This window comes from Massilia sp. W12, assembly GCF_037300705.1.
In the GTDB taxonomy this organism is placed as follows: Bacteria; Pseudomonadota; Gammaproteobacteria; order Burkholderiales; family Burkholderiaceae_D; genus JACPVY01.
In genome coordinates, this window is the sequence record NZ_CP147776.1 from 235,586 (window position 1) to 257,440 (window position 21,855).

Sequence of the window (21,855 nt, forward strand, 5' to 3'; positions counted from 1 at the left end):
CTATGTTGGTGAATGGATAGAATCGACTGAGGCGATTATGAGCACCGCAAATCATCGGATAACTTTGCACTTGGATGCAGAGATGAATGGACGCCTTGAGCGTTTGGCTGATGTCCAACAGCGCCCGGCTTCAGGCTTGATGCACGAGGCGATCAGCCAATATGTCGAGCGTGAAGAAAAGCGCGAAACATTCCGTCAAGACGCACTGCAAGCCTGGGAAGATTTTCGCAGCAGCGGTTTGCACGTGAGTGCGGAAGAGGCGGATGCCTGGTTGGCTGAATTGGAGCAGGGCAAGGATAGCGAGCCGCCTGTATGCCACGTTTGATCTGGTCGCCTGCAGCGTTGCAGGATATGCAGCGACACTACCGTTTCCTTGCCAATAAAGATGTTGCCGTGGCTAAGCGCGCCATCCGCGCACTGCGGGCCGGGGTCAACATCTTGAGTCACCAGCCGGAGATGGGCCGGCAGATTGACAATTTACCTGCAGAATTCCGGGATTGGTTGATTGATTTCGGCGCCAGTGGCTATGTGGTGCGCTATAGGGGCGGGCCGGAGATAATAACTTTGCTCCGGGTTCGGCATCAGCGGGAAGCCGGTTTCTGACACGCGGATCAGCTGTATTCGACAGTCAGTGAGAGCACTCGGTGATTGGCTGCTTGTTGCTGTGGCATATAGCGATTAGTCGGGTTGCTCCTTTTGTCGGCAAAATCTTGAGCAAGCCCCGGTTTTGGCGCTTACTCCGCGTTTTGTCCCGCCGCCCCATCTTGCATACTGCCTGTGTGAAAAAGGCGGGGAGCGCGGCGATGCATGACTGGCATGATTTTGAAGACTGGAAGCAAATCACCACCAATCTGACGGTGGCCGAGGGGCAGTTGTTTGCCTTTGACGCGCTGCTGGAGCGTCTGCGCATGCGGATTGCCGCCGCCAGCTGGATTGTGTTTGCGCTGGCTTTAGCTGCCTTCACCCTGGCCTTGCCCATGCTCTTGCACATGGTGCGCAGCATGAGCATGCCGGCGCAGCCGGCGCCGCTGATCGCCACCGCGCCATTGCAAGCGCAGACCCAGGCGGGGCCGCCCGGCGCTGCTGCGCGCACGGCGCAAACCCGCAGCGCAGCCCTGAATGCGCCAGCGCAAATGACTTCACCTGTCCCCATGGCTGAAAGCGCAGCGCAGTATGCCACGCCGGCCTGGTTGGATTGGGTGCCGGCGCTGCTTTTGCTGTGTTTGTTCGCCATGGCGTCCACCCTGGTTTATTTGCATCGTTTGCGCGAATTGCGCGCCGATGTGGCGTTGTCGCGCGCAGCGCAGGAAAGAGCGCGGCGCTTGGTGTTGAATCGTGACTTATTGAATGGGGAGGCGAGCAAATGGCTGTCACCGAAATCGACTTGAAAACCCTGGCCGCAACCAACCGCGCCAGCCGCCAGGCTTTGCAGGAATATCAGGAACGCGCCGGCGGCCTGGGCCGGCAACATCACCTTACCCTGGCCGGTCTGGCCGGCGGTCTGGGCGGTTTATGCCTGGCCTGGGGCTTGGCGCAAGCCTTGCAATTGCCGGCGCTGGTGCTTTCCATTTTGCTGTGCGCCTGCGGCGTGATCATCGCCGTGCTCTTGCAAATGCACAGCTTGCGCGGTCATCGCGCCACCATGCTGGAGCAAAACCGCGAGCAATTACAGGAAGTGCTGGCGCGCATCCGCACCCTGCCCAAATCCACCCCGCAAGACATCCGCGATGAAATGTGGGCGCTGGTGCGGCATCTGAATGAACAGGCTTTCGCCTGGCGCACCGAGCTGCCATCCGAGCGCATCGAAGCGGTTTTGCAGCAACAGCAGCAGGAAGATTTGCCGGCCTGGGCTGATCCGCGCGTGCGCATGTTGCAGCCGAGAGCGGCGTGAGCGCACTGGTTCTGTAAAACTATTGTCGGCTATGTTTCATTATTTTTGGTTGATATTTTTTATAATCGAAAAGAGTTTGCATGGAGAAAGTAGATAAATCCGTAGTTAACAGAAGTTTTTCCGCCACGGTTGAGCATTATCAACAGCTGAGGCGTATTGCATACCAGATTACCGAGAAGAACTTTCATGCGCTTGGCGTGAAGCTGCAAGAAATCAGCTATGGCAATGCAGTTGAAGGCGATCAGTGGAGCAAGAAGTGGGCAGCACATGAAAAGCAGGCAAGCTGGAGCTGGGTTGCAGCTTACGATAATTATCAGGCTAAAAATGCATGTAAAAGATTTGATGCAGCACTGTTTTCAGGTGGATGCTTATGCGCGCTCTGCTATGGCGTGCCGACCAAAAAGAAATTGAGCTTGAAAATTCATCTATTGGCGCGCAATCCGCTTGATAATCCTCTTTCGGGCCATACACTGACGATTATCCTGTTTGCTGCGTTCGCATATGCCCGCCTGTTAGGATGTAAAGAAGTCTTGTTGTGTGAGCCGATGAATGAGCGCTTGGCTGGAAAATATCAGGAGCGGGGTTTTTCCCCTCACAGGAACCGCATGGGCGTGGTCACATATTTGTCAGCGAGGTTGAGTTATGACTGAGGAAGAATTGAAGCAGTGGATGGAAAAAAACATGTCGGGATTACAGCAGGATTTGGCCAGGTTGCAAGGATTGGATGCTGATCTGACAGAAATTGCCGGTAACAATCCTATTCTGCACGGGCCAAAAGATGAATTGTCTTTCCATCGCTTGATGAAAGAAGTACGAGGGGAATCTGATCATGAAGAAAAATGAGATTGACGAAGTCAGGTCAATTGAAGAGGCGCATGCAAGGTTGAAAAATATGGAAGGAAAAATCATGCATGAACTGAATTTTTTGCTCATGCAAGTGCGAACGGAGCAGTATGCAGAAGAAGTAAAACAAGTTACTCTAAAACAAAAGTAAATTTTCGCAGCAGCGACGCCTTCAGCAAATGTGAAGGCGGTATTGCAAGTCGCAAAATCCTGAACTCAATCCAAACACGGCCCCGCCGTTTCCCCCAAAAACAGCACCGGCTGCCACAGCACCTGCAAACTGGCGGGGGCGGCGCCGTCCAGCAGGGCCAGCATCATTTCCACCATTTTGACGCCGGCGCGCGCAGGTTCCGGCTGGTGCACCGTGGTCACGTTATAACCGGCCAGCGAATCTTCCATTTCCCCCCACACCACCAGCGACACTTCTTTGCCGATTTCCACCTTGGCGTCGAGCAGGGCGCGCATCACGCCTACGCCGGACATATGATTGTCCACAATGATGGCGGTCGGGCGCTGGTGTTTTTCGAGCAGCATGCGCGCTGCTTTGTAGGCGCTGCGGCGGTCGATGGTGTTTTCCAGCAAAAACGCCGGCTCAGGCTCATGCCCGCCCTGGCGCATTGTGTGCAGGAAGCTGTCATAGCGCTGGCGCGCAAAATTCATGTCCAGCGGCGCCGAAATCAAAGCGATTTTGCTGTGTCCCAAGGCCAGCAGGCGGTTCACCGCCAGCCGCATCCCGGCTTCATTGTCATAATCAAACCAGGCGTATTCCTCATCCATTTGGGTGCGCCCGTGCGCCACAAAGGGCAGGCCGGATTTCAGCAGCAGGCTGATGCGCGGATCTGTGATGCGGGTGCGCCCCACCACCAGACCATCCACGCGCCGGCTTTGCACCAGCCGTTCATAGGCGGCGAATTCTTTATGCGAAGGCACGGGCGATAAGACCAGGCTCATTTGGCGCGCATCCAGCGTTTCCGACATGCCGCCGACGATTTCCATAAACATCGGGTCGCTTAAATCATTCGGCTGCAGCGGGTAGATGATGCCAATCACATTGGTGCGCCCGACCGCCAGACTGCGCGCCATCGGATTCGGACGGTAGCCTGCAGCCTGCGCTGCCGCCAGCACGCGTGCGCGGGTGCGTTCCGAGACTTCCGGATAGCCATTCAAGGCGCGGCTGACCGTGGTTTCAGAAATGCCCAGGGTTTTGGCAAGGTTTTTCAGATTCATCGCGTTTCATGGTAAAGCCGGGTGGATCGCGCAATGATACCTGTTTCCCTGGCAAGGGGTGGCATGCCGGCGTCCGGCGCGCACAAAAAAAGAGGCGCTTGCCTGGAGCGGCAAGCGCCTGCATAAAGGCGCGATGCGCCTGTCGCCGAGTCAGCCCATGTACCCCAACACGGGCCGACGTACTCGAAACAGCCCAAGCCCAAGCCGGGCTTGAATTGCCTCAACCGGCGCCTGCAAAACAGGCGCCTGACCAGGGCCGGACCATGCAAACCCGGCCCCCGGTTTCCTGCCAGGCGCGTACAGCGCCCTTCAAACTGTCATGCGGCGCATCGTTGCCGCATGCGCGCGATCACCACCAGGCTTCGACTTGCACGCCGACGGTCGAACCGTTATTCGCCGTGCCGAAAGTGCCGTTGGCGATGCCACGGTTATCCGCGCCGCGCGCGGCGTCATTCCAGCGGGCGTAGGTGTAGTAAGCGCGCAGCACCGGACGCGACCAGAAGCTGTTGCCGGCGGAGAGTTGCGGCGCAATCGTGAACTTGGTCAGATTGCGGCTCGGCATGCCGTCTTGCTTGACGTTGTCATGGCCGACTTCCATCGCCAGGCTCATATTGTCAGCAAAGTGGTACACCGGGCGCACGCCGATCGAGGTCCATTTGCTGTGCTTGCCGGAAATTTTCTTGTCTTCATACACAAACGTGCCCATGGCCGACCATTGGCTGCCGGACGGTTGCACCTGAATCTGTTCCACCAGACGGAACACGGAATCATCTTTGCCCGCATCAAAATTGATGCCGCCGGTGCCCACGCCGCTGCCTTTGCCATACGCCAGGCTCAGCTTATTGAAACCGCCCCACAGATTGCCCTGGGTGTGCATCAAATTCAGCAAATAGCCGCTGGCCACGTCTTTGGCGTTGCTGCCAACGCGTTTTTGGTTGAATTGCACGCCGACTGTCAGTTCGCCATCCGGATTGGTCTTGATGCCGGAGAAACGCACATCGTGCGCAAAGCCGGTGCGGCGGGTGTCGTCGTAAGCGGTGGTGCGCAAAATCGCATACGCCAGCTTGGCGCCGCCCAGATCAATGTTTTCAATCCCGGCGCCAGGACCGGTGTTGGCCCAGAAATAGTAGTCGCTGATATGCACATCATGACGGTCGTAATAGCGTTTGCCGACCCATGCTTTGGCCTTGGCCAGTGCGCCGGAACCGATGTTTTCCGCCACCACATTCATTTCGCGGAAAGCCGGTTTGGTGTCTTCCCAATCGTGTTCCTGATTCACTGCGAAAGCCACCAGGGTGTTGATGCGCATGGTCATGCCGTTGCTGGCTTTGAAGGCTTCGCCGCCGAATTTCAATTCGCCATAGGTTTCGCACTCATTGCCCAAGCGGAATTTGGAGCTGGCGCCATTCAAACCGAAGCAAGCTTCTTTGCCGCCATCGCTGCTGGTGCCGAAACCGGAGCGGAAATAGCCGCCGAAATCGATAGGCAGGCCGGCGTTAGCGTATGCGCTCAGGGCCAGCAGCAGGGCTGCAGGCAGACTTTTTTGCATCATTTTTTTCATCTTCATTCTTCCCAAGGTCTGGATGGTTATTTTTCATCGGCTGGCGCCGGGAATGTGTTGTCTTTGGCAATCCCGGCCTGTGTCCCGCGCAGGGAGCGATGGCTGATTGCGCTGCATGAACCGCTGGCTTGATGTAGTTTCAAGACATGTTTTAAGGGTTTGATTCATGTAGTTTTAATTCATTCCGGTTGCCATTCTGGCATATGGATATAGAAAAAACCATACTCAAAGCGCTTTAAGTCCGAAATTTTTTTGCATTACCAGTGGAGGCCTGTTGCTTTTATGCAAAAAACAGATGTCAAGCATGATGCATGTAATCAAACTACATGATATTTGACTACATGCGCTACAATCGCCGCCATGCCACTTTCAGGAGAACCCCATGCCCGCCCCGACACTGCTTAAACCATTGCCCGCCGTTTTACTTGCCGCTGCGCTCAGCTTCAGCACTGCCGCCTCAGCCGCCAGCCCGGTCAATTTTCTGTATGAAATTTGCGCCCAATGCGCGCCTGGCGATGTGTTGTGGAGTGAGGGCGAGTTTGATCAGATCCGGCGCGTGCCGGCAGAGGCCGGCGCGCTCGCCACGCCGGCGCGCAAAATCGATGGCGCGGCCCTGGTTCCCGCTTTGATGCAAGTGCAAGCCGGCGGCAAACCCTGGCTGGATGCAGAAGCTGCGCAACGCTTGGCGCAGGCCGTGGCGGCCTATCTGGCGCAAGATCAAGCACAGCGGGATGGCGTCTTTTTGCTGACCGTGAAAAGCGCCGGCGGTTTTATCGCCAATCGCAACGGCGTCAGTGGCCGCGTGTTTGCCGACGCCGGCGGGGTGCATCTGATTATCGGCGAGAGCGGGGTGGATTTCATCAGCGCTTACCGCGCCACCCGCATGCAGCGCGCCTTTCAATTCGGCAGCCGGCAACAGGCCTCGAATGTGCGTTTAAGCTCACCCTGGCAGCACAAGGGACGCGCTGACTGGCTCTACATCCCCTTGCAGGAAACGCGCCAGGCTGCGCCGGCCCCCTTGAGCGTGGTTCCGCTTGCCGCGCCCGCCGCAGTCGCCCCCGCCGCAGTCGCGCCGCCAGTGCGCGATGAGAAATTTTATGCAGAGCAGGAAATGCGTTTAAAGAGTTTGAAGCGCATGCGTGAGCAGGGCTTGTTGACGGAAGAGGAATACCAGGCCAAGCGGCGCGTGATTGTCGAGCAGCTGTAAGCGCGGGCCGCCGCAATCAATCCGCAGCGCACTGCAGGGCTTTGCCTGCGCCTTTGCCGCCCGGCTGGCGCTCATCCGGGCGCCGCAGCCATAAGCTGCTGGCCCAACCGCTTTGCAGCACGCCGTCTTCGGCGCGCGTATAACAAATCCGCCACCAATCGCCGCTATATTGTCCGCTGCGCCAGACCGCCAAGCCGGCGGGCAGGGTGGCGATGCGCGGCGCGCTGGTCGCTGGCGCGCTGCGCAGATGCAATCCTTGATGCGTGACATACCAGCCGCCAGCGCTGGCGGCGCGCGGCGGCGGCGTGAGCGGCGCGCTGGCGGGCGGCGCATCTTCCTCGCGCCAGGCTTGCGCCGCTTGCAGCACCAGCCAGCTGCACAACATACTCACCGCCAGCAATAGCGCGCCATTCGCCATGGTCGGCTGACGCCACCAGCGGCGCGGGGTGGTCAGCGCCAAGGCAGGAAACGCCAGCAGCAAGCCCAGGCTGATGCACAGCAGTGGCGTAAACCAGGCAACGCCGCCGGAGAGGGGATAGAAAATAGTCGGATTCATGCCGCTTCCTTGCAGGCGTTGCCGCTGTGCTGTCCCAATTGCAAGATATACGGCCCGACTGCCAGCAAGGCGCCGGGCGCACACTGAGCTTCTTGCGCCAGCGCTTGCGCATGGCCGCCATTTTCCTGCAAGACAAACAGCGCTTGTTCCGGCGCACCGCGCGTGACACAAAAGCCGCCATCCTGCACCCGCAAATCGAACGCATGACGTGACAGACCGATGCGTTCAGCGCTGCATCGCTGCTGCGCCTGGGTGCAGGCGGCGCGCTGCAAAATGCGTAAAGCCGCCAAGCCTTGTTGCTGCCGCCCGAAACGCAGACTTTCACCGGGGCGCAAAATTTGCTGCGGGGTTTGGGCCAGCCACAGCAGGGCCGAATATTGCTCTTGCATGGCAGGCGGCGGCGCTTGCAAATGCAGCGGCGCGCCGGCTTGCGGCTCCAGCCGCGCCGGCAAACTCAGTACGCTGCATTGCCCCGCCTGCCAGGCTTGCAGCGCGCCATCGGCCTGCACGCGCAAATGCAGCAGGCCGGGGCCATGGCTCATGAGGCGCATGCCGGGGCCGAAAAATAAATCCAATTGTGCGATTCCGGCATGTTGATAGCAGGCGAGACGCGGCAGCGCCAATCCGCGCAACAGCACGGGGATGCCGGCCTGGCGTTGCGGCAAAATGGTGGCGGCGTCATGCGCGCTGAAACCGGCCAGCCCGGCCAATCCTGTCCCGTTATCAGGGGACGCGGCAGGGCGCCGGGCAACGCTGTGTGTGCGCGGCGCATCGGTTTGCGCAGTGCGCACAGACAGCTGCAATGCCTGCGGCGAAGCGCAGGCTTGGGCTTGATCGCGCAATTTCCACACCAAGGCTTGCGGCCCGCTGCCGCTTGCGGGCGCCGCAGCAGCGCACGGCTGGCGCGGCGCCGTTTGCGCCGGCTTGCACGCGGCCAACGCTGGCCCCGGCATGCTGGCAGCGGCGGGGGCCGGGGTGGCGCGCGGCGTGCGCGGCGCGTTCTGGCGCGCAGTTTGCACGCTGGCGTGCTGCTGCCGCGCTTGCAGCCACAGGCTGCGCACCTGTCCTGCTTCTACGCCGGCGCGGTTGCCGCATGCTTGCAGCAACCATTCGCGCGCGCCTTGCTGAGTGATCTGAAACACCTGCGCCGGCTCGGCCTGCAGCTGCAATTCGCCCTCTTCCTGCAACAGCAGCAGCGAGCCGCCGAACGCCGCCGGCCACAGCGGGCTGCATAAGCTGTTGTCATCCGCATGCGCCCCCAGCAGGCACAAGCGCTGATCGCGCCACAGCGGGCCGCAATCCTGCCAATGCATGCGGTCAAGAGAGAGCGCCAGCTGGAATTGCGCCGGCTCTTGCGGGCCGGGCAGATACAGGGCGTGGCCGAATTGCACCCCGAGCTGATGCGCTTGCAGGCGGCTGTCGGCGCGCAATTGGTAGCGCACCTGCACACCCGGCGGCAGGCTGAACGCTTTGCTGTGCAAATCTGCCAAATCCTGCAGCAATTGCGCCGCCTGCGCGCCACGGTACAGGCAGCGATCCTGTTGCAGCAGATCGGCGCACAGATGCAAGCGCACATGGGCAAAGGCATAGCCATGGCGCAAATGTTGCAAATGTTCTTGCAAGACATCGCGCAGACGGCGCGTGCGCGGCAGCAGCGGCAGATTACGCGCCTGCCATACGGCGGCGGCATGCAGAGGGTCAGTCACGTCCTCAAATAAAAAACTGTGCAGCCAGGTTTGCATCACGCCACCCCCGCGTTTTCCAGCATCTGTTGCAAATATTTTCCAGCCGGCCATGCCAGAGCCAGCAGCAGCCAGGAACTGCATAAAATCAGCGCCGCCACCATGGCATGCTCATGCCAGCTGGCCGGCGGCGGCGCTGCTGCGTTGTCTGCGGCGGGCGCGCACAGCTGCAATATTTTCTGTAAGGCTTGCGCCACTTGCAAACCATGGCCGGGGCGTTGCGCCGGATTGGCGGCCAACAGATCTTGCAGCAGGGCCAGTGCGGCTTGCGCGCTTTGGGCGCCGGCCTGGGCGCGCACGCTGGCGGCGAATAATTCGGCTTCTTCCGCGCTCAAGGTCGGCGTTGCGCCGGGCTGCAGGCGGCTGGCGGCCTGCCAGCCATCCTGTTTCCAGGCGCGCTGGCATTGCATGCCAAAGGCCAGCGGCAAACCGCCGCACACCAGCCAAAACCAGAGCGCGCCCAAACTGAATAAATCGCTTTGCGCGCTGAACGCATAGCGCCCATGCTGATCCGGGAAAAATTGTTCCGGCGCCTGCCAGCCCGGCGTGCCGCAAAATTCCGCGCCGCCCGCCGCCGTCACCGCGCGCACGCTGCCGAAATCCGCCAGCTTGGCGCGCAATCCCTGCGGGGTGCGATACAGCAGCACATTCGCCGGCTTCACATCCAGATGGGACAGGCCGCGTTCATGTAATTTGAGCAAAGCCTGATTCACTTGCTGCAGCCACAGCGTGGCGCCGTGAAAATCCGGGCTGCGGCCGGCGGCTTTCAAACTTTGCATATGGGCATGCAAATCGGTGTGCGCCAGTTCCAGCGCCAGCACCGCGCCGCCCTGATCCTGGCCATGATCGAGTAATTGCGGCAGGTGGGCGCTGTCCCAGGGCATGAATTGTTGCAGCAGCGCCAATTCCTGTTGCGCCGCACTGGCCGCCGCCGCATTGGCGCTATCGCGCCGCACACGCTTGATAGCACAGTGCTGCCCTTGCGCATCCTGCGCGCGCCAGACCTCACCAAAAGCGGATGCTCCCAAAGCGTCTTGCAGTTCATATTTGCCGCCTTGCAGACTCAGCTGTTCCATATGCGCCTCCCTTACTCTGGCCTGCGTCGCCGCAAACCGGTTTGCCATGTTGCTACCGTATCAGGCGGGGGGAGCAGGTAAAGCCGGGAAAAGGCGGGGCGAAAGGCTTCTGTTTCCATTTGGCAAGATTGGCCGGGCAAGACTGCTGCGCGTGGCGTGTTTGCCACAGCATGCAGCGGCAAAAAAAGCGACAATGACGCTTTGACCGCCCCGCACTCTGTGCCTCCTCTGCCAAAACGTCTATGAATATCCGCTTGCGCCGCGCCAGTCGCGCGATTCTTTATATTGTTTCAATCAGCAGTTTCACTTGCAGCGCACAGGCTGCAGATGATGGCTGGACCCAATTAGTCGCCACCTGGCAACAAGGCGCACAGCGCCATCTGTTGGAAATTGATAACGACAGCCTGCTGTTGAATAAAGTTGACGGCCTGTATTCGAGCGGCGCGCGCTGGCGCGTGCAAGCCGCGCGCCGCCAGGGCCAGATCTGGCGCATGACCGAATGGTCGCTTGGGCATCAAATGTACACCCCGCTCGACATCAAGTTGCCGCCCGCCGCCGTGCGTGCGCCGGATCGCCCGTATGCCGCCTGGCTCTACACCCGGGTCGGGCATCAGGGACAGATGGCCGATGGCAGCGGTTTTGGCTATGGCCTGAGTTGGGGCTGCCTCGGCCCCTGCGCCGGCGGTGAAAAAGTGCAAACCCGCTTGCACCGCCTGTTGCGCCAACCGGAGCCGCAAGCCTGGTCGCGCCAGATGCGCCAGGAATGGGGGCTGGTGGCGGATGCGCAATGGCAGTTTGCGCGCAGCGTGCTGGGCCCAAACGCCGATTGGCAAAGCAGCGCCGGTCTGCGCCTGGGCAATATCCACAGCGACGCCAATCTGGGCGGCATATTCCGCTTTGGCCGCTTAAACCGCCTGCCGGATGAACCGGCCTTGTATGCCTATCTGGACGGCGCCGCGCATCTGGTGGCGCGCGACGCCACCTTGCAGGGCGGCGTATGGCGGCATGACAATCCGCACACAGTCAAACCGCAGCGCTGGCAAGGCCGGCTGGCCCTGGGCCTGGAATGGCAGGGCGAACGCTGGTCGGCCAATCTGGCCTTGCAGCGGCGCAGCAATGCAGTGCAAGGCTTGCCAGCAGAGCAGGGGCGGCAAACCGTGGTGATGCTGGGGCTGGCTTATCGGCCTTGATGGCAGACCATGCCAGCCTGCGGAACTTCCCCACAAAAGATAGAATGGCGTCTTGATGGTATGCAAATATAATATTGCCGCTTGCCGCAGCGCATTTTGTAAAGCGTTTGAGGCAGCGTTTTTTGTGTGGAGTGGATGTGGACGATAATCTGGTAAATACAGTGAGGGCGTGGTTTGAGGCGGCCTTGCTGGCGCCAGCGCCGCCTATTGGCCATGTCCCCCTGAAAATCAGCCCGTAGCGCCTTGCTCGCTTAACTGCTTGAGCAAAAGCAGGGCTTGCGGCCATGCTTCGTTCATGAATTGTTCCCACTCTGCCGGCACGTCCAACTCGATCAGCAAATTGACGCCTGCGGGAATGCTGACGAAGGTGTAGTTTTCATAGCATGGGGCCCAGGCGCGCACCGCATCGCTGCTGGTATCTTCCACGCCATTCGAGATCATTCCCAAGTGACGGATTGAAATGAATTCATCTTTCCGGCTTTGCGCGATTTCGGACAGCATGCCGTCGCCGGATGGTTGGGCCAGAAAACGGATCTTCGCCCCTTCTTCCCACGAGCCTTCATAGTAACTGCCGGCGGAAAATGCAGATGTCCAGCGCTGGTAGCTGTCCGCCTCTGTCACGGTGCGCCACACCGTTGAGGCGGGCGCGTGGATGGTGATGTTGAATTGAATGTGTTTCAGGGAAGACATATGCAAGGCTCCTGGGTGATATGGCGGGGCGAGGGAAATACAGCAATTTCCCGGCAGCCTAAGATAGCATGCTTTGCGGCCCGTTTTTGCTTGCCGGCAGCTGGCTGAGGCGCCGCTTGCCGACCGTTTGCAGATCCTGATCAAGCCGCATTTCTGCTCAGGCCTTGATGATATAAGGCTCTGTCGCGAGTGACTCGCGCAAGGCGTCAAACTGCGCCAGATGCGCCGGCAAATACAATGACACCGCGCGCCAGGGTGCGTCTTCCTCGCCGATGATTTGCTGGGCTGAGGCAAGCGCAGCGGGCAGCGCCAAGGCCAGCCAGTTTTCGCGCGATTGCGGCAGATCTGTGATCACAATATGCGGCCAGGCCGGCCACTTAATCTGCTTAAGCATCACGCCTTCGCCGAATTCGCAGAAATCGAGCAGGCGCACCGCAGAGAAATCGCAATCTTGCATGCTGAACGTACTTGTTTCATCTTCCGCGCCGAAGCGGCAGCCGCTGTACTTTCCCTCGAAAACACAAGCCTGCAGCGTGCAATCCGTCAGGCGCCAGCCCTTCATTTCCCGGCGCGCTTGAATGGTGCATTGCTGCAGCGTCGAAGCGAAAATATTGACATGCGAAGCGCCGCAAAAAATCGCGATTTCACAATCCAGCAGCGTGCAATTGAGAATAAAGTCCTGCGATTTCCCTTTGCCGATTTCAATCCGTTTGCCAACCAGGGTTTGTCCCTTGATGTGATGATGGCCATCGGGGTGATTCGCTAAAAGAAGTTCGCGTTTGGGCTTTTGCATAGGGTTTCTCTGCCTGGATTGTTTGAGAATGTGGCGCCGCCAACACGCCACGCCATCATATTTGCGCGCCGGGCTGCAAGCGCAGCTCAGCGCGCCGGCTTGCGCATGACGATTTCGTCCGGCTCCGCCTGAAACCCGGCTGCCTCAGCCGCGCTGGCTGAGACAAAGCCCAGCTTGCGCAATAAGCCAGCCGACCGGTAGTTGGCGGCTTTCAGTATGGCGCAAAAAAGATCAACGCGGTAAGCCGCATGCAGTTCTTGCAGCATGGCGCTGACGGCATTGCTGCCTATGCCCTGGCGCCAGAAGCGGCTGGCCAATTCATACGCCACCAGCGCCACGCCCGACTCCAGCACGGTCGCTTGCACATAGCCGGCCAGCGCGCCATTCGGCAGGCGCACAACCCAGTTCAGCCAGATTTGGCTGCCATCCCGGGAGGCGCGCCGCTCCAACACACGATAGCGCTCGGCAAGCCAGGCCGCAGACGCTGGCGGCGCATTCTCGAATTCATAGATTGCGGGGTCGCTCAGCACCCCGAACATTTCCTGTGCATGCGCCGCCACCAGCGGCTCCAGGGTGCAAACAGCAGTGTTGAGGATTCGCATAAGACAGAAGGGAAATGGTTAAGACGGCGTTCTGGATGCTTGGGCTATCTGCGCTGCTGCCTCAGGATCAATGGGGATCAATGGGGTCAGGGATCAATGGGGTCAGACTGGGATCAATGGGGTCAGACTGGATTGATCCTGGACTTTATTCATCCAGTGATCAATGGGGTCAGACTGGATTGATCCTGGACTTTATTCATCCAGTACTTTTTGCGCGGCCTGCTCAGGCGAAAGTCCGTCATAAAAATAGTCGGTCAGCAACTCGATTTCTTCTTCGATAAATTCCTGAGCCTGCTCCACGGTCGCGCCGCCAGCCACCAAATGGCCTTCGACTTCGATACACCAGTGGATCAGGGCAAGGGTTTCTTCATCGAGCGGCTGCTGTTTTTTGGCCATCATGGGCTTTCTTGAGGAGAGGAGACTCTCGCATTATCCCTGCAATCGGGCGCCAATTCAGCGGATTAGCTCACAATTTGACGCGATCTGATAAGCGGTGTGCAGATTCCTTCGTGCTGGGCTTGTTTAGGATCAATGGGGTCAGACTGGATTGATTTTGGTGAGAGTTTGCCAGAAAAGTCATATACGCAGCTATTTGCATAATTGATATATTGGCAATTTTTTTGATGCTGAGTAAAGGTGGAAAGATAAAAGAATTTCAAATCAATCAAGTCTGACCTCATTGATCCGATATTACGCTAGGCCAGGGAGAGCAATTTGCTGGAGGTGTCATCGCTTGGGAAATGCCCCCGGTCTTTGACGATCTTGCGCAATTGCATGCTCTCGATGGCGTTGGTGGTGTAAATGATTTTGCGCACGTCCCCAGGATAAACGAACTGTCCCGTTTTTCGTTAATATCGTTGGAGCCATGACTTTATATCGGTAAAATCTTTTAGATCCAGTTGGCTTTCCATTTTTTCGGCCTCCTTCATTGCATCTTTAGAGAAGAAGCTAGTCGTAACGATGATGCTTTTTGAAGGCTTGCGTATGTGATGGACACCAATTACTTCCCTGATGATAGCAACACCAACTTTATTGTCTGCAGCATAGCGTTTGCACTCGATGTAAGTTAAGTAGCTGCTAACTGCAGTCCTCACTTGAGCGATGATGTCTCTTCCACCATCTCGGGTTGCCTGAGTAAGCTCTACGTCAAAGCCCAAGTCTTTCAAAATGCTTGCCACAAGCTCTTCGAATTGCCTTGGCGATAACTCATAGAGCTTCTGCGGATGCTTTTTAAGGTACTTTTTTATCTCGTCGTCAATGGATGTGATGACTAACGTAGCCTCGTTTTGAGCTATCGTCTCTGGCTCCGTGTATAGCTCTTCTTCATAATATCCCACGATTTCAATGCGAGTCGCGGAGGCGTATAACTTTGACTCTGCATCCTGCTTAGTAGGTAAGCTATCTTCTCCTCCCGTATACCTGTAAAAGCCGTCCTCATCTTTGGCCAAGAGGACATAGGCCCAATCCTTGTCGACTGGATCCCTAATGACGGTCCCAGCAAGATCAAGCTCCGTGCTTCTAAACCAAGCTTGCTCGGGAACGAAGGCAGTTCGTTCGATATCGAGTGAATCGAACTCTTCGTGCGAAATTTTAATGATGCTCATATGGAGAGATGACTGGATTTTGGACTAACATGTGAGTTTAGCGGGCACCGTAGGCGATCCGCTGCACGATGGCTTAGGCACGTTGAAAAATGATGACGCATAACACACCTTGAACCCAAACTAAATAATGATGGCTGATTGTAAAGCGCCGCTTTGGAAATGGCAATGAGCATGCGCGTGCCTGCTGATTGCGAAATCTGAAAATTGCGGCGAAATCATCACAAAAATTGAAGTCGGTGTTTTTACTAATGGACGTAAAACACGCCAAAACAGAATGCCACCTTATGTTCGCCATAGCTGGAGTGCAAGGCAGAGCGAAGCAGCGCTTTTGCACGTCCGACTTGATGGCGTTGTTACGGGCGTGGTAGCCCAACATTTCTACTCTTGTTGTTCCAAGGTAAGTCGGTATCGTTGCTTGTGTTGCGAAAGATCAGTTGATCTTCCAATGCCAATTCACTTTTTTCATGACTCTGTTTTTCAGAGGGCCGACAAGTATGGGGGGGGATCATCAGTGCAGGAGTACATGACTTCAGCAGTCCAATTGTGTATTTCGTTCAGATACTCCCAATACGGTAGCCCTGCGACACGAATTTCCTCGATTGCTTGGCCAAGTAGTAGAAAAAATCTCATAATCAAGTCGGGTGAATCTTCAGCTTTTTGGAGCGCAATTCCGCGCGCGTGCATGGGGTTTGGGCACACACCATCATCACAACAGAAGGTTACGAGATATTGATCCAATGCGAGAAATACATTTGGCCACAGATGGGCTTCACGAGAAATGACATATTCAAGAACGTGCTCTTGAATAACTGCACCCGAAATGGCCTTCCCAGTCACTAATACGAAGCTAAAAATTTGATGAAGGTGATTGAATCTATGGTCAATCTTCTCGTTGAAGCGCTTATCGAATGCCCTACCGCGAGCTGAACGATCGAGTAATTTTACCGACTCCAGGTTATCTAAGGAGTCAAGGATTTTTTTTTCAGAGGTGAGGGACGATTTAACTTGGCCTATTGCAACCACAGACTCACACGGGTAGTACCGTGTGCCTCCGGATGTTTCGAAATGCGTGCAGGCAAGCGAATCGGCAATGATTACATCGATTTGTTTGCTCACAGCTCCGCTCGCGTCGAAAACGAACCCCGTCGATACTTCAAATCGCTTCGGCAAGTAGGATCTAAGAAATGACCGCACCACTTCCTCGCGGTCTGTACCAAGCTCACCTGGATGTGCAATTAACCGTTCGCGAAGGTCTGCCTTCATGCGATCGGCTGCTGATGCCAGGAGCTTATCGAGTCGAAAATTCGGTGCGGGTAGCTTGGGTTTTGACATGGATCAAGCTGCCCAACGTTTGAGTTTAGAGGGAGCCAATGGCGATCCACTACAATGAACGTTTAATCTGTTTGATGAGCGATAGTGCATAACTCCCCCCTCAAAAAATCTACATAAAATAATAGCCAATTGTAAAACAAGCCAACGGGGTCAGTTCTAAAATTCCAACAAATTTCTCATGATGTTTGTTTGCTGGAACTGACCCCGTTTTTTCTCAAAAAAACCGTTCCGACCAGATTGCTAGGGAATGGCCGTTATACCAGGGGCAGCTTTAGCACGCGACATCTCTGCCAATACACTTTCGATAATCAAAATATCTTCATGTTCACCGCCTTGTGGATCTTCAGCGGCTTCGCGTTGCAGTTGTTTTATATATTCTTGCATGGCAATGATTGCATTGGAAATTTGCAATCGGGTTAAATAGATCGTTTTGAATTCGGTGTTCATGAATATCCTCTCCTTAGATTTTTTTACCGTAATAACTAGTGCCAGCACTAATAAATTTAAGCGTTAGCACAAGTTGCATGAAGGCATTGACAGGCATTTCCCTTGTCACAGTCAAGGTACAATGCCCTGGCGGAACACCATCATAGATAAGCTGCAAACCAGTAGGTAGCGGTTGCCCTGATTCAATTTGCCACCAGAATCTTTCGTCGATTGGGTTGAAGTCATTTTTCAAATCTTTGATCTTTGTCTTTTCTATACCATCACCCAGATACACAGTGCTTTGAGGAATCATTCGTTTGATGAACAAAGAGATGCCATCGCCTGGTCCGACGACAAAGTTCCCCCACTCCTCTTGTGGAATTCGCCCTCGTCCTTTAGTTTCTTCAAGACCAATATCTTGCCATCTCAAAAAATCAACCCCCGGTGCATTTTTTCCGCCTGACCTGAATGCCTCTTCAGAAAGTGGCACATCAGTAGCCCAAAGCAATGTTCCCGGTGTCAGACGCTTGCTTTTGGCGTAGGCATTGACTTCATCAGAAGTGTAATTCGTCATTCAAGGCTCGTTTAATGTTTAAAGGTAGCTAATGGCTGGCGGTTTTTGTATGATTACTGACATGCCTGCGTTAGTGTTCTTAATGGTGTTTCCTTAATATGTGCCTGTTATATCTTATTCCGTCTTTTATAGGGATTACATATTCTTTGTTAACTCGTCAAAATCAGGAAATTCAGGATATTCTTTCCAGGCTTCTTTGTAGGCCATACCCAGTTCTCCAAAAACCTGAGTTAAATCAAGAACATATTGGCCATGGTCTGCACGTTCCTCTTCGCTCAGCGATTCATCATTGTTCAGTCTTGTAAAATGTTGAATATCGCGGTTAATTGCAAATAGGGAAAGCATTATTGCATTCATTGATATATTCATGGTAAATCCTTTTATGCGTCAATCAGTTGATTATCTAATGATTTTAGCCATGCAAGAAATAAATCAAGTGGCATATCATCTTTTGGTGCAATTGTATAATGATTAGCCTTATCTTTATGGGCAGATTCTTGTGTAATGGCAAGTGCTTCAGGAATTTTCACTCCCACTGGCAGGCAATACCAGCGAAAACCGGATAAATCTGGATTTTTCCGGTCAAAAGTTGAGACGCCACGATAATAGCCTGACGTCGTGCGGCAGCCTAGAACAAATTGCATGCCATCGCGCTCGACAATTTTTACATCCGCAGGGCGGATTTGGCCATTACCGCGATTGAAACCAGGATTAGGAAAAATCCGAGGCAAGCCTTTCTTTGCGTCAACATCTCTTTGGCCTCGAAATAAGTTGCATGGAACTTTATCATCAAAGTAGAAGTGCAACTTGTTTTCATTCTTGTAAATATTTTTCAAGTCGTCTGACATAGCGGAAATTAGTGATTTATTGGAGGTTGTTGAATGAATGTTTCAAGAAATGAAAATAACTCTATCGCCGTGAAGCCAATGGGTAAGAAACGAGACAATGAGGTCAGTTCTAACATTGCAAAATTTAATCTCTCCCAAAAAACAGACCGCCAAGCAGGCAGAAACCCCAATATACCAAACCCAAACCCGAAGTGACAAAAATCACCGCCAGTTTTGCAAAAATTTTTCCCCCTCCTGCAACAGTCCTATGTCTTGCCTGCACTGTCAGGCGCCGGGCTTCGCTCAGTACCAGCGTCAGCCTGCGCCGGTACGGAGCGCCAGCAAAACCCGGCTCTCACGCGCATTTACCAATCCGCGCCGCCTTCACATCACCCAGCCACCCGCCTTGCAACCTCCGCAATCCTCCCCGCATCCACCCCAAAATACCCCCGCAACGCCGCCCTGGTGTCACTGCGCCCAAAGCCATCCGTCCCCAGCGTCAAATACCGCCGCCCTTGTGGCAAATACGCCCGCACTGTCTCCGGCACGGCGCGCACATAATCGCTGGCGGCGATAATCGGTCCGGCGCCATCTCCCAGCAATTCCAGCAACCATGGCGTGTGCGCTTCCTGCCCCGTCAGTTGCGCGGCTTCCCAGGCCTGCCCTTCGCGCGCGAGTTCGCTCCAGCTGGTGATGCTGATCACTTCCACCGCATGCCCGTCTTGCGCCAACGCCTGCGCCGCTTGCATCGCCTGCGGCAAAATCGCGCCGGAAGCCAGCAGGCTGATGCATTGCCCGGCGTCCTCAGATCCAACACTGCAGACGCGCCAGGCGCCGCGCAGAATATGTTCTGCGGCGCCGTCCGGCATGTCCGGCTGGGCGTAGTTTTCATTCATCAGCGTGATGTAATAAAACACATCGCGTTGCGCAAGCAGCATTTCGCGCATGCCGTGGTCAACAATCACCGCCATTTCACAGGCATAGGCCGGGTCCCAGGCGCGGCAGTTGGGAATGGTGGCGGCGACCAGATGGCTGGAGCCGTCCTGGTGTTGCAAACCTTCGCCGCCCAGGGTGGTGCGGCCTGACGTTGCGCCCAGCAAAAAACCGCGTGCGCGCTGGTCGGCGGCGGCCCAGATCGCGTCGCCCACACGCTGAAAACCAAACATGCTGTAGTAGATATAAAAAGGCAGCATGGCCAGGCCGTGCACGCTGTAACTGGTGGCTGCGGCGGTCCAGCTGGCGATGGCGCCGGCTTCGCTGATGCCTTCTTCCAATATCTGGCCGTCTTTCGCTTCGCGGTAGTACAGCACCGAGCCGATGTCTTCCGGCGCATATTGCTGGCCCACGCTGGAATAAATCCCTACCTGCTTAAACAGATTCGCCATGCCGAAGGTGCGCGCCTCATCCGCCACAATCGGCACGATGCGCGCGCCCAGGGTGGCGTCTTTTAAGAGATTGCCCAGCATGCGCACAAAGGCCATGGTGGTGCTCATTTCTTTTTGCTGCGCTTGCAGGGCGAAGCCGGCATAGGCATGGATTTCAGGCACGGGGACGGGTTCGCATCCGCTGTGGCGTTGCGGCAGATAGCCGCCGAGGACGGCGCGGCGTGCGTGCAGATAGCGGATTTCCGCGCTGTTTGCGTCCGGCAAAATATAGTCCAGATTCAGCGCCTGCGCGTCTGTCAGCGGCAGCTTGAAGCGGTCGCGGAAGGCTAATAAATCATCGTCTTCAAATTTCTTTTGGCTGTGGGTGGTCATTTTGCCCTGTCCCGCTTCGCCCATGCCATAACCCTTTTTGGTGTGCGCCAAAATCACGCAGGGCTTGCCGCGTTGCGCCAGGGCGGCGGCATAGGCGGCGTGGATTTTCACCGGGTCGTGGCCGCCGCGCTGCAGGCGGTCGATTTGTTCGTCCGTCATGCCTTGCACCAGGCGTTGCAATTGCGGATTTTGGCCAAAGAAGTTTTCCCGGTTAAAGCGGCCATCTTTGGCGGCGAAGGTTTGCATTTGTCCGTCCACCACTTGCGCCAGCGCGGCCAGCAAGGCGCCGTCGTGGTCGCGCGCAAACAGTCCGTCCCAGTCGGAACCCCACAGCAGTTTGATGACATGCCAGCCGGCCCCGGCGAACAGGCGTTCCAGTTCGTCGATGATGCGGCCATTGCCGCGCACCGGGCCGTCCAGGCGCTGCAAATTGCAGTTCACCACCCAGACCAGATTGTCCAGTCCCTCGCGTGCGGCCAGGGTGAGCGCGCTCATGGATTCCGGTTCGTCCATTTCGCCGTCGCCAAACATGCCCCACACTTTGCGCCCGGCGCAGTCTTGCAAACCACGATGGCTTAAATAGCGCATGAAGCGCGCTTGGTAAATTGAGCTGATCGGCCCCAGTCCCATTGAGCCGGTGGGGAATTGCCAGAAATCCGGCATCAGCCAGGGATGCGGGTAGCTGCACAAACCTTGCGCGCCGGCGGCTTTGGCGCTGATTTCCTGGCGGTAGTGGTTCAGGTCTTGCGCTTGCAAGCGCCCTTCGAGCAGGGCGCGCGCGTAGATGCCGGGCGCGCTGTGCGGCTGGAAAAACACCAGGTCGCCGCCATGATCTGCGCTGCGCGCGTGGAAGAAATGATGCAGCCCGGTTTCAAATAAATCGCAGGCGCTGGCGTAGCTGGCGATGTGCCCGCCCAGCTCGCCATGCAGGCGGTTGGCGCGCACTACCATTGCCAAGGCATTCCAGCGCATCCAGGCGGACAGGCGGGTTTCCAGCTCCAGGTCGCCGGGGAAGGGCGCTTGCTGTTCCGCCGCCACCGTATTGCAGTATGGGGTGTTGCGTGCCGCTTGCCAGTCCAGGCGCGCGGCGTGCGCTTGCGCCGCCAGCATGTCTAAAATTTGCCGCGCGCGCGCCGGGCCGGCGCTGGCCAGCAGGCTGGCGAAGGCTTCGCGCCACTCGGCGCTTTCTTGCGGGTCGGGGTCTGCATAGGGTAAAACCTGGGCTGAAGGGGGGGGCTGCATCATCATGTTTATTCTCCGGGGGTAGGCGGGGCCTTGTCTGCCCCGCATAGCGCTTTGCATGTTGCAGCAGTATAGGGGAATGCCGGGCGCAGGCTTGCGCCGGCGCGTGCTTTCTGCAGAAATTCAGGGAAAGCGCGCTTTGCTCTATACTGTATATGAATATATCCCTGCGGAAACTTTTGAAATCAATATGAGCAAGACGCTTCGCCTGTTTTATGCCCTGATGCCGGATGATGTCTGCCGCTCGGCCTTAACCCGCCTGCAATTTGATTTGCCCGGCGCGAAGACGCGCTATCGCAATTTTCATGTGACCCTGGCTTTTTTGGGGGAGCAGGATGCGGCGCTGTTGCCGCGCTTGCAACAAGCGTTGGAGCGGGTGCAGGGGAATTATTTTGAGATGCAAATCGATAAGCGCGGGCATTTCGCCAAGCCGCGCGTGGCCTGGGCCGGTTGCCGTCATGAGCCGCAGACCTTGAAAGAGATGCAGGCGGCTTTGGTGGCGGATCTGCGGCAAATGGGGGTGGCGTTCGCCGACCATGCATTGTTCAAGCCGCATGTGACGCTGGCGCGCGATGTCGATCAGCCGCCGCCGCCGCTCGATTTCCCGCCCATCATCTGGCATGCGAAACAAGTGGTGTTGGTGCAATCGGTGCAGGCGGAAGATGGCTTGCGCTATGATGTGCTGGCTTCACACTGGTTGAAAAAAAACTAGGGT

General features: G+C 56.6%; 26 protein-coding genes and 1 pseudogene. 10 read left to right on the forward strand and 17 right to left on the reverse strand.

The genetic code is table 11. The features are described 5' to 3' along the window. The first annotated feature begins 37 nt into the window (after window positions 1-37). The 7 genes from V8J88_RS00980 to V8J88_RS01010 all read left to right on the forward strand — a co-directional run bounded on the left by V8J88_RS00980 (window position 38) and on the right by V8J88_RS01010 (window position 2,885). Window positions 38-325 carry a ribbon-helix-helix protein, CopG family gene (locus V8J88_RS00980; RefSeq protein WP_338849977.1) on the forward strand — a complete coding sequence of 96 codons (288 nt, stop codon included), beginning with the start codon at window positions 38-40 and terminating at the stop codon, window positions 323-325. After that, window positions 313-603 carry a type II toxin-antitoxin system RelE/ParE family toxin gene (locus V8J88_RS00985; RefSeq protein ID WP_338847278.1) on the forward strand — a complete coding sequence of 97 codons (291 nt, stop codon included), beginning with the start codon at window positions 313-315 and terminating at the stop codon, window positions 601-603. Before V8J88_RS00980 ends, V8J88_RS00985 begins: the two co-directional genes overlap by 13 nt. A gap of 200 nt (window positions 604-803) precedes the next feature. Then, window positions 804-1,388, forward strand: coding sequence for a hypothetical protein (locus V8J88_RS00990; RefSeq protein WP_338847279.1), 585 nt, complete (start codon window positions 804-806; stop codon window positions 1,386-1,388). Then, window positions 1,364-1,891: a hypothetical protein gene (locus V8J88_RS00995; RefSeq protein ID WP_338847280.1), complete on the forward strand. Its 528-nt coding sequence runs from the start codon at window positions 1,364-1,366 to the stop codon at window positions 1,889-1,891. Before V8J88_RS00990 ends, V8J88_RS00995 begins: the two co-directional genes overlap by 25 nt. Before the next feature lie 80 nt (window positions 1,892-1,971). Then, window positions 1,972-2,541 (forward strand): hypothetical protein, encoded by a 570-nt coding sequence (locus V8J88_RS01000; protein ID WP_338847281.1) that lies wholly within the window; start codon window positions 1,972-1,974, stop codon window positions 2,539-2,541. Next, a complete protein-coding gene (locus tag V8J88_RS01005) occupies window positions 2,534-2,734 on the forward strand; it encodes a hypothetical protein (protein ID WP_338847282.1) in 201 nt (66 codons plus the stop codon). The genes V8J88_RS01000 and V8J88_RS01005 overlap by 8 nt, the downstream gene beginning before the upstream one ends. Then, window positions 2,721-2,885 (forward strand): hypothetical protein, encoded by a 165-nt coding sequence (locus tag V8J88_RS01010; protein WP_338847283.1) that lies wholly within the window; start codon window positions 2,721-2,723, stop codon window positions 2,883-2,885. The genes V8J88_RS01005 and V8J88_RS01010 overlap by 14 nt, the downstream gene beginning before the upstream one ends. Before the next feature lie 65 nt (window positions 2,886-2,950). Here V8J88_RS01010 and V8J88_RS01015 read toward each other — a convergent pair whose 3' ends face one another. Further along, the gene (locus V8J88_RS01015; protein ID WP_338847284.1) at window positions 2,951-3,961 is read right to left on the reverse strand and encodes a substrate-binding domain-containing protein; all 1,011 of its coding nucleotides are present in this window, start codon (window positions 3,959-3,961) and stop codon (window positions 2,951-2,953) included. Between the two features lie 349 nt (window positions 3,962-4,310). Further along, window positions 4,311-5,522, reverse strand: coding sequence for a carbohydrate porin (locus V8J88_RS01020; protein ID WP_338847285.1), 1,212 nt, complete (start codon window positions 5,520-5,522; stop codon window positions 4,311-4,313). Between the two features lie 382 nt (window positions 5,523-5,904). On the opposite strand from V8J88_RS01020, the gene V8J88_RS01025 reads away from it, so the two are divergent. After that, window positions 5,905-6,729: an SHOCT domain-containing protein gene (locus V8J88_RS01025; RefSeq protein WP_338847286.1), complete on the forward strand. Its 825-nt coding sequence runs from the start codon at window positions 5,905-5,907 to the stop codon at window positions 6,727-6,729. Window positions 6,730-6,745: 16 nt separating this feature from the next. Here V8J88_RS01025 and V8J88_RS01030 read toward each other — a convergent pair whose 3' ends face one another. The 3 genes from V8J88_RS01030 to V8J88_RS01040 are packed head-to-tail and all read right to left on the reverse strand — an operon-like array spanning window position 6,746 to window position 10,103. Next, window positions 6,746-7,285 (reverse strand): SH3 domain-containing protein, encoded by a 540-nt coding sequence (locus V8J88_RS01030; RefSeq protein WP_338847287.1) that lies wholly within the window; start codon window positions 7,283-7,285, stop codon window positions 6,746-6,748. Further along, the gene (locus V8J88_RS01035) at window positions 7,282-9,027 is read right to left on the reverse strand and encodes a hypothetical protein (protein WP_338847288.1); all 1,746 of its coding nucleotides are present in this window, start codon (window positions 9,025-9,027) and stop codon (window positions 7,282-7,284) included. The genes V8J88_RS01030 and V8J88_RS01035 overlap by 4 nt, the downstream gene beginning before the upstream one ends. Further along, window positions 9,027-10,103, reverse strand: a complete 1,077-nt coding sequence (locus V8J88_RS01040; protein WP_338847289.1) for a protein kinase — start codon at window positions 10,101-10,103, stop codon at window positions 9,027-9,029. Before V8J88_RS01040 ends, V8J88_RS01035 begins: the two co-directional genes overlap by 1 nt. Before the next feature lie 242 nt (window positions 10,104-10,345). On the opposite strand from V8J88_RS01040, the gene V8J88_RS01045 reads away from it, so the two are divergent. Further along, window positions 10,346-11,293 (forward strand): lipid A-modifier LpxR family protein, encoded by a 948-nt coding sequence (locus tag V8J88_RS01045; protein ID WP_338847290.1) that lies wholly within the window; start codon window positions 10,346-10,348, stop codon window positions 11,291-11,293. 228 nt (window positions 11,294-11,521) lie between these two features. Here the strand turns inward: V8J88_RS01045 and V8J88_RS01050 are convergent, their stop codons facing one another. From V8J88_RS01050 to mdeB, 12 genes and pseudogenes are all read right to left on the reverse strand, one after another. Beyond that, window positions 11,522-11,983 (reverse strand): SRPBCC domain-containing protein, encoded by a 462-nt coding sequence (locus tag V8J88_RS01050; protein ID WP_338847291.1) that lies wholly within the window; start codon window positions 11,981-11,983, stop codon window positions 11,522-11,524. Window positions 11,984-12,140: 157 nt separating this feature from the next. Beyond that, entirely contained in the window at window positions 12,141-12,776 is a 636-nt protein-coding gene (locus V8J88_RS01055; RefSeq protein WP_338847292.1) for a hypothetical protein, read from the reverse strand. Between the two features lie 86 nt (window positions 12,777-12,862). After that, window positions 12,863-13,378 (reverse strand): GNAT family N-acetyltransferase, encoded by a 516-nt coding sequence (locus V8J88_RS01060; protein ID WP_338847293.1) that lies wholly within the window; start codon window positions 13,376-13,378, stop codon window positions 12,863-12,865. Window positions 13,379-13,570: 192 nt separating this feature from the next. Further along, window positions 13,571-13,774, reverse strand: coding sequence for a hypothetical protein (locus V8J88_RS01065; protein WP_338849978.1), 204 nt, complete (start codon window positions 13,772-13,774; stop codon window positions 13,571-13,573). 302 nt (window positions 13,775-14,076) lie between these two features. Next, a pseudogene (locus V8J88_RS01070) lies at window positions 14,077-14,211 on the reverse strand (transposase); the annotation flags it as partial. 15 nt (window positions 14,212-14,226) lie between these two features. After that, window positions 14,227-14,982 (reverse strand): restriction endonuclease, encoded by a 756-nt coding sequence (locus V8J88_RS01075; RefSeq protein WP_338847294.1) that lies wholly within the window; start codon window positions 14,980-14,982, stop codon window positions 14,227-14,229. 477 nt (window positions 14,983-15,459) lie between these two features. Continuing rightward, window positions 15,460-16,314: a DUF6602 domain-containing protein gene (locus V8J88_RS01080; protein ID WP_338847295.1), complete on the reverse strand. Its 855-nt coding sequence runs from the start codon at window positions 16,312-16,314 to the stop codon at window positions 15,460-15,462. 240 nt (window positions 16,315-16,554) lie between these two features. Beyond that, complete coding sequence (locus V8J88_RS01085; RefSeq protein ID WP_338847296.1) at window positions 16,555-16,761, reverse strand: hypothetical protein; 207 nt, start codon at window positions 16,759-16,761, stop codon at window positions 16,555-16,557. 13 nt (window positions 16,762-16,774) lie between these two features. Then, a complete protein-coding gene (locus tag V8J88_RS01090) occupies window positions 16,775-17,314 on the reverse strand; it encodes a hypothetical protein (RefSeq protein WP_338847297.1) in 540 nt (179 codons plus the stop codon). Window positions 17,315-17,449: 135 nt separating this feature from the next. Continuing rightward, window positions 17,450-17,683 (reverse strand): hypothetical protein, encoded by a 234-nt coding sequence (locus V8J88_RS01095; protein WP_338847298.1) that lies wholly within the window; start codon window positions 17,681-17,683, stop codon window positions 17,450-17,452. 11 nt (window positions 17,684-17,694) lie between these two features. After that, on the reverse strand, window positions 17,695-18,150 hold the full coding sequence (locus V8J88_RS01100) for a hypothetical protein (RefSeq protein ID WP_338847299.1): 456 nt from the start codon (window positions 18,148-18,150) through the stop codon (window positions 17,695-17,697). A gap of 380 nt (window positions 18,151-18,530) precedes the next feature. Beyond that, window positions 18,531-21,146, reverse strand: a complete 2,616-nt coding sequence (gene mdeB, locus V8J88_RS01105; RefSeq protein ID WP_338847300.1) for an alpha-ketoglutarate dehydrogenase — start codon at window positions 21,144-21,146, stop codon at window positions 18,531-18,533. A 184-nt stretch (window positions 21,147-21,330) separates the two neighbouring features. Here mdeB and thpR point away from each other — a divergent pair, with 184 nt between their 5' ends. Continuing rightward, complete coding sequence (gene thpR, locus V8J88_RS01110) at window positions 21,331-21,852, forward strand: RNA 2',3'-cyclic phosphodiesterase (RefSeq protein WP_338847301.1); 522 nt, start codon at window positions 21,331-21,333, stop codon at window positions 21,850-21,852. Window positions 21,853-21,855 lie beyond the last annotated feature (3 nt).